General features: G+C 30.6%; 7 protein-coding genes and 1 pseudogene. 7 read left to right on the plus strand and 1 reads right to left on the minus strand.

Annotated elements, in window-relative coordinates; genetic code table 11:
* Together AC2D8I_RS15765 and AC2D8I_RS15770 are read left to right on the plus strand one after the other, a co-directional pair.
* On the plus strand, positions 1–600 hold a 600-nt coding region (locus AC2D8I_RS15765), incomplete at its 5' end, for an IS3 family transposase (RefSeq protein WP_484707048.1).
* A gap of 57 nt (positions 601–657) precedes the next feature.
* The gene (locus AC2D8I_RS15770; RefSeq protein ID WP_484707050.1) at positions 658–1395 is read left to right on the plus strand and encodes a hypothetical protein; all 738 of its coding nucleotides are present in this window, start codon (positions 658–660) and stop codon (positions 1393–1395) included.
* A gap of 45 nt (positions 1396–1440) precedes the next feature.
* Here AC2D8I_RS15770 and AC2D8I_RS15775 read toward each other — a convergent pair whose 3' ends face one another.
* Positions 1441–2412 (minus strand): IS110 family RNA-guided transposase, encoded by a 972-nt coding sequence (locus tag AC2D8I_RS15775; RefSeq protein ID WP_484707052.1) that lies wholly within the window; start codon positions 2410–2412, stop codon positions 1441–1443.
* 517 nt (positions 2413–2929) lie between these two features.
* Here AC2D8I_RS15775 and AC2D8I_RS15780 point away from each other — a divergent pair.
* The 5 genes and pseudogenes from AC2D8I_RS15780 to AC2D8I_RS15800 all read left to right on the plus strand — a co-directional run bounded on the left by AC2D8I_RS15780 (position 2930) and on the right by AC2D8I_RS15800 (position 5313).
* Positions 2930–3022, plus strand: a complete 93-nt coding sequence (locus tag AC2D8I_RS15780) for a lipoprotein (RefSeq protein WP_484707055.1) — start codon at positions 2930–2932, stop codon at positions 3020–3022.
* 12 nt (positions 3023–3034) lie between these two features.
* Positions 3035–3472, plus strand: a pseudogene (locus AC2D8I_RS15785) (Riean_0653 family protein); the annotation flags it as partial.
* 91 nt (positions 3473–3563) lie between these two features.
* Positions 3564–4370, plus strand: a complete 807-nt coding sequence (locus tag AC2D8I_RS15790) for a hypothetical protein (protein ID WP_484707057.1) — start codon at positions 3564–3566, stop codon at positions 4368–4370.
* A gap of 7 nt (positions 4371–4377) precedes the next feature.
* Positions 4378–4926: a Riean_0653 family protein gene (locus AC2D8I_RS15795; RefSeq protein ID WP_484707059.1), complete on the plus strand. Its 549-nt coding sequence runs from the start codon at positions 4378–4380 to the stop codon at positions 4924–4926.
* A 6-nt stretch (positions 4927–4932) separates the two neighbouring features.
* Complete coding sequence (locus AC2D8I_RS15800; RefSeq protein ID WP_484707061.1) at positions 4933–5313, plus strand: hypothetical protein; 381 nt, start codon at positions 4933–4935, stop codon at positions 5311–5313.
* Positions 5314–5404 lie beyond the last annotated feature (91 nt).

Below are 5404 nucleotides of genomic sequence, written 5' to 3' on the forward strand. Positions count from 1 at the left end.
ACAGTACTTAGAGATAATAATATGTTAACTCTAAGAAAAAAATACAGTGCAAGAACAACACAATCTTACCATCGCTTTTACAAACACCCTAACCTGATTAAAAATTTGGTTATTACCAAACCGAATCAAGTATGGGTATCTGATATAACTTACATTAGAACAGTAAAAGGGTTTTGTTACCTGGCTTTAATAACTGATCTGTATTCTCGCAAAATAGTTGGATACGACCTAAGTGATAGTTTAGAATTAAACGGTTGTGTGCGAGCTTTAAATAAGGCGATATATCAAGCTAAGGATATTAGTGATTTAACACATCACTCAGATAGGGGAATACAATATTGCAGTAATGTATACACTAAAAAACTCAAAAGAAAGGGAATTCAAATTAGTATGACAGAAGAAAATCATTGTTATGAAAATGCTGTAGCAGAACGCGTAAATGGTATTTTAAAAGACGAATTTTATTTAGATCAAACCTTTATAAACACAGCACATGCAAAGAGAGCAACAAAAAATGCAATTAAATTATACAACGAAATAAGATTACACTTATCTTTAGACTATAAAACACCTTATACCGTGTATAAATTTACAGCTTAAAAACAAATTTTAACTGTAGCCGTATTTCAGGACAAGACATTAAAAAAAACTATCATATTGAAAAAAGTAATCATATTATCTTCATTTCTAATATTCATGAGCTGTAATGATGGAGTGAAATACATTTCTCAAAATGACGGAAAAAGTCATTTAATTGATTTTGACTTATTCAGTATTATTCTTCCAAAAGATTTTAAATACAAAAGGATTGATGGAATAGACTCTTATGTTGGAGAAATCAAAAACGAAAAGTCAACTTTCATTTTTGACTATGGTTGGTATTCACCAAAACCACCTTTAAATAAGGAAAGTTATATTGAAGAAAACCGAAATAGAATGGACTATGAGTCTACCCAAAAATTCTTTAACAAAATAAATTTGAAACCTTATGAGGACGAAAATGGTGCAGTAAATCCAAGTGAGATTATCAGAAAAGTAGAAAATTTGACTTTACATAAAATGACTGATAGCATTGCTAATCAAAATGGTTTTAAAAATGATTGTGAGTATTATTACTCATTTAATTATGAAAAGGTTGAATTTAAAATACCTTTCTGTATACCAGATGAAGAACTAGAAAAATTTGAGAATTACGAATTAACTATTGATACTATTGGTAATTATAAAAGAACAATCGCTCTATGGAAAAACAAAGAAAATCCAAATATTTCTAGTGTGAATTTCAAACCTATTTATGGGGACTCAAAGAATGAACTATCCATTGGAATAAAGTCTGATATGGAATTTGATCAAAGTGAACTGAAAATAATATTTAAAACAGTTGAAATAAAATAACGAAAGCACAACAAAGAACTGAGGTGAAAACCAAATAAAACTCAATTAATTACACCTCAAAACATTGCTATATTCATCGTTATAAGGCACCCCATTTTTAACAATAGAAAACGCTTGTTTTAGTAACTTATTACACACAGCTATTAAAGCCAGCTTTTTACTTTTGCCTTTAGCCACTATTCTATCGAAAAGGGCTTTACATGCCCGGTTATATTTACAGGCATTAAAAGGGCACATAAATAATAAATTTCTAAGTTTTGGGTTCCCCATTTTACTAATTCGTGGGCGCCCTTTTACACGACTTCCACTTTGTCTTATTATTGGAGTTAATCCAGCATAACTACATAACGCTTTTGAACTTTCAAAACGATGAAAACCATCTGTGAAAACCAATAACATTAAAGCCGTTTTGTTGCCTATTTCGGGAATACTTTGTAATAAAGTTAATGATGATTGATATTCTTCTTTCACATGCTCTTGCAATGTTTTTTCTAAAATTTTCATTTCTTTTTTTAGATGCTTTAAACTTCTCTTTAAAGACTTAACAACACTTTTTGATGGATTTCCTAAAACCGATTCGCCGTGTATTTTATTTTTTAACTGAGTACTTTGTTTACTGTAAACACTAAGCATACGCGATAACTGCAAACTCTCTTGCTGTCTACTTGATTGACCAACCCATAACTTAGGATTTCTATCCTTACCATAAAGCTGAATCATTTTCGCATCACTCTTATCGGTCTTTATTTTTGATAAATCCATTTGGATATAACGTTTAATCTTTAATGGATTAACGACACCTACTCCAAAACCTAAAGCTAACAAAAAGTAAGCTAATCGAGAATGATAATAACCTGTAGCTTCCATAACGCAAACCGTATTGGAATCTAATATTTTAACTAACTTTTTGAAGCCAGAAATACTGTTACTAAATTGATGATACTTCGAATGATTATCGCAGACATCAAAAAAATCTTTACTAATGTCTATTCCAAAATATTTAATATCTTTAGTCATAAAAAAAAGGATTTTAAAGAACTTAATCTAATGTGAATTCTACAACTTAAAATCGAAGTCTAAAGCTTCACAGAACGGAACGAATTTAACATAGTAAAGAACAGGGATTATCAATGTTGACGAAGTCTTAAGCTTCTGCGTGTATCATAACCTTATTCCTCTCTTTTGTCTTTTCTTATTTATGTTTAAATTTAATGAATTGTAAACTTAAGACGTGTATAAAACATAGCTATTATAGACTTTCCGAGAGTTTTTTGCATATTTACAAAGTACGCCAAATTTTTTATTTGGTTCTATTTAGAAAAGAAAATTAAACATAAAAATAAAAAATTCGGCTCGTGCAAAACCCGAAAAACTAGCGTTTATTTATACGCTACTTTTCATACACAAGACCGTTAGGCACAAGGCTCTCACTCAGATGGCATATATAACGGAATAAAAAAATAAAACACAATTAAATAAGGTTTTCCTTACTCAAACAAAGCAAAAGAATTATATATTTATTGAAAATAAGATTATGAAAAAACTACTTTTACTACTAACAATCACGGTAACATTAAGTTGCTGTAACAAAAACGACGACGACCAACCAACAAACCCAATAGACTAATTACCACCTGCAACACAAACAGGTGCGCAAACCTTTGGGTGCTTAATTAACGGAGAACCATTTGTACCTCCAAGTTTTGGTAGTAATTCTCCAAGTGCCTTTTACCAATTTGTAGATGGAGCTTATACTTTAGGTGTTTCTGCTAGGACTGGTGGAGGTACAGAACTTAAATCTATAAATATTGGTTGTTTGGATATGCCTCTTATAGAAGAAACTAATTATACTCTTCTTGAATTTGCTACTGGTAATTACTTTGCGGAATATAGAATTGGCGCAGGTTTTATTTTTGAAGGCTCATCATCTATTTCTAATCCTGGAATTTTAACAATAACAAATTTTGACCAAGCTAACTTCATAATATCTGGCACTTTTGAGTTTACTGTTTTAGATAATGATGGTAATGAAATAAATATAACAAATGGTCGGTTTGATATGAACTACACAAACTAAAATAGAAAGACCACTTACAAGCTAAGTAGTCTTTCATCAAAAAATCAAATTAAACAACCGTTCAACTTTGTCTAACTCAACTTTCAAAATTATGAAAAAATATGCAATACTACTACTCTTTATTGGTCTTTACCAATTTGGGAACTCACAAAATATAAACACCTCTTTAGCATCCGATATAAATATCAAATTTGCGACTTTGGAGAAAAACAGAATACCAAATCATATACTTTTAGATTATGGTTTTGACCTTATAGACGTTACGCAATTCGATGGCGTATTACGTAGCAATAATTATTTAGATGTAGAACGATACAATCTAATCTATAACACAATGGTATCTTCTGCAACCAAGCTAAATATTAATGGTATAGAGTCGCCACAACAAGAACTAACCGAATGGAAAAACCTGCAAAAACAACAAAACAATAGTGCTAAGCTTAACAACAAGGCATCTATTGTATTAAATGGTTTACTGTTTAATTATTCTAAAATTAATGCAAACGCTTTAAACAACAACAAAATTAGAGTTATCAATGATAAGTACGACGATAAATATATTAATGGCGTGTGGCAAAACCCTTACGAGAACAAACTATCGTTTGCAATAGCTTCGCCAGTTTTTGCCATAAGCAAAAGTAATGTAGAAGTTAAGTTACCTACAACACTTTGGCATTCAAATGCAAGTATTTCAACAATCGAAATAGATTTTGACAACAATACAGGTTACAAAAGCTTAAATAATGGAGCTACCGCTACTACAAATTATACAGCTACTGGTGTGTATACTTGGACATATAGAGTACGTTTAACCAATGGGCAATATAAATATTGCAGACAAAAAGTTAAAGTTACAGAAGTTAATATCCAAACTAAATTATGGAAGCAAAATAATTAATTGAATTATGAAAAATATAATTTTACTACTTACCATTTTACTAGGATTAAGCTGTTGTAAAAACGATGACGACCAACCAACAAACCCAATTGACCAATTGCCACTTGCTACTCAAACTGGTGAACAAACTATAGGTTGTTTGGTTAATGGAGTACCATTTATAGATAATGCAAGTTTCAATAACTTTTACCAATTTATTGATGGGGAATACTATTTAGTTATTAATTGGGATATGGATACCTCTGAAGGATATAAAGACGGACAATTGGTTATAAGTAAAACTGAAATTCAAGAAGGGCAAACTTATAATTTAGATAAAAGTTCATATACAGACGGTGATTATACAGGAGCTGGGGCAACATTTGTTTCTACTTTATCAGAAATATATGGTCAATATGAAACCAACTCTAATTATACAGGACAAATTCATTTTACAAGGTTAGATACCGAAAATTTTATCATATCTGGAACTTTTGAGTTTGAAGCTCAAGATATTTTATCAGAAGAAACTATTAGTATAACCAATGGTCGTTTTGACCTTAACTTTACAAACTAAAACATTATGAAACTATATATAAATTTGCTAATATTAATCTACACGATTAATATTAGCGCACAAAATGAAATTTTTGTACAACCTATTACAGCAACCAAAGCTTACCAAGGTGTGTTTGGGTCTGCTACTATTCAAATAGACGATGCTGGAAATGATGAACTTATAACAAACCCTTTAATAGTTGTCGAAGGTTTAGACACTGGGTTAATGGCACAAGTAGGAAATATCGGAGATACAGATTTAACAACTTTTATAAGAGATGTTAATGACCCAAGCTCTTTTGAGTTGGAAGGATTATTAACTGGCGGTACTAATATCACTTTTGGAGACCAAGATTACGACATCATTTATGTTAATTGGGACAATGGTACAGATGTCTTGTCCTGAAATACGGCTACAGTTAAAATTTGTTTTTAAGCTGTAAATTTATACACGGTATAAGGTGTTTTATAGTCTAAAGATAAGTGTAATCTTATTT

The sequence above is a fragment of the Lacinutrix sp. YIN62 genome, from assembly GCF_057219185.1.

Bases quoted from the DNA above. Each gene is read 5' to 3' on its own strand.
- AC2D8I_RS15775 (WP_484707052.1), bottom strand. From the start codon at position 2,412: ATGACTAAAGATATTAAATATTTTGGAATAGACATTAGTAAAGATTTT.
- AC2D8I_RS15780 (WP_484707055.1), top strand. From the start codon at position 2,930: ATGAAAAAACTACTTTTACTACTAACAATCACGGTAACATTAAGTTGC.
- AC2D8I_RS15795 (WP_484707059.1), top strand. From the start codon at position 4,378: ATGAAAAATATAATTTTACTACTTACCATTTTACTAGGATTAAGCTGT.
- AC2D8I_RS15800 (WP_484707061.1), top strand. From the start codon at position 4,933: ATGAAACTATATATAAATTTGCTAATATTAATCTACACGATTAATATT.
- AC2D8I_RS15790 (WP_484707057.1), top strand. From the start codon at position 3,564: ATGAAAAAATATGCAATACTACTACTCTTTATTGGTCTTTACCAATTT.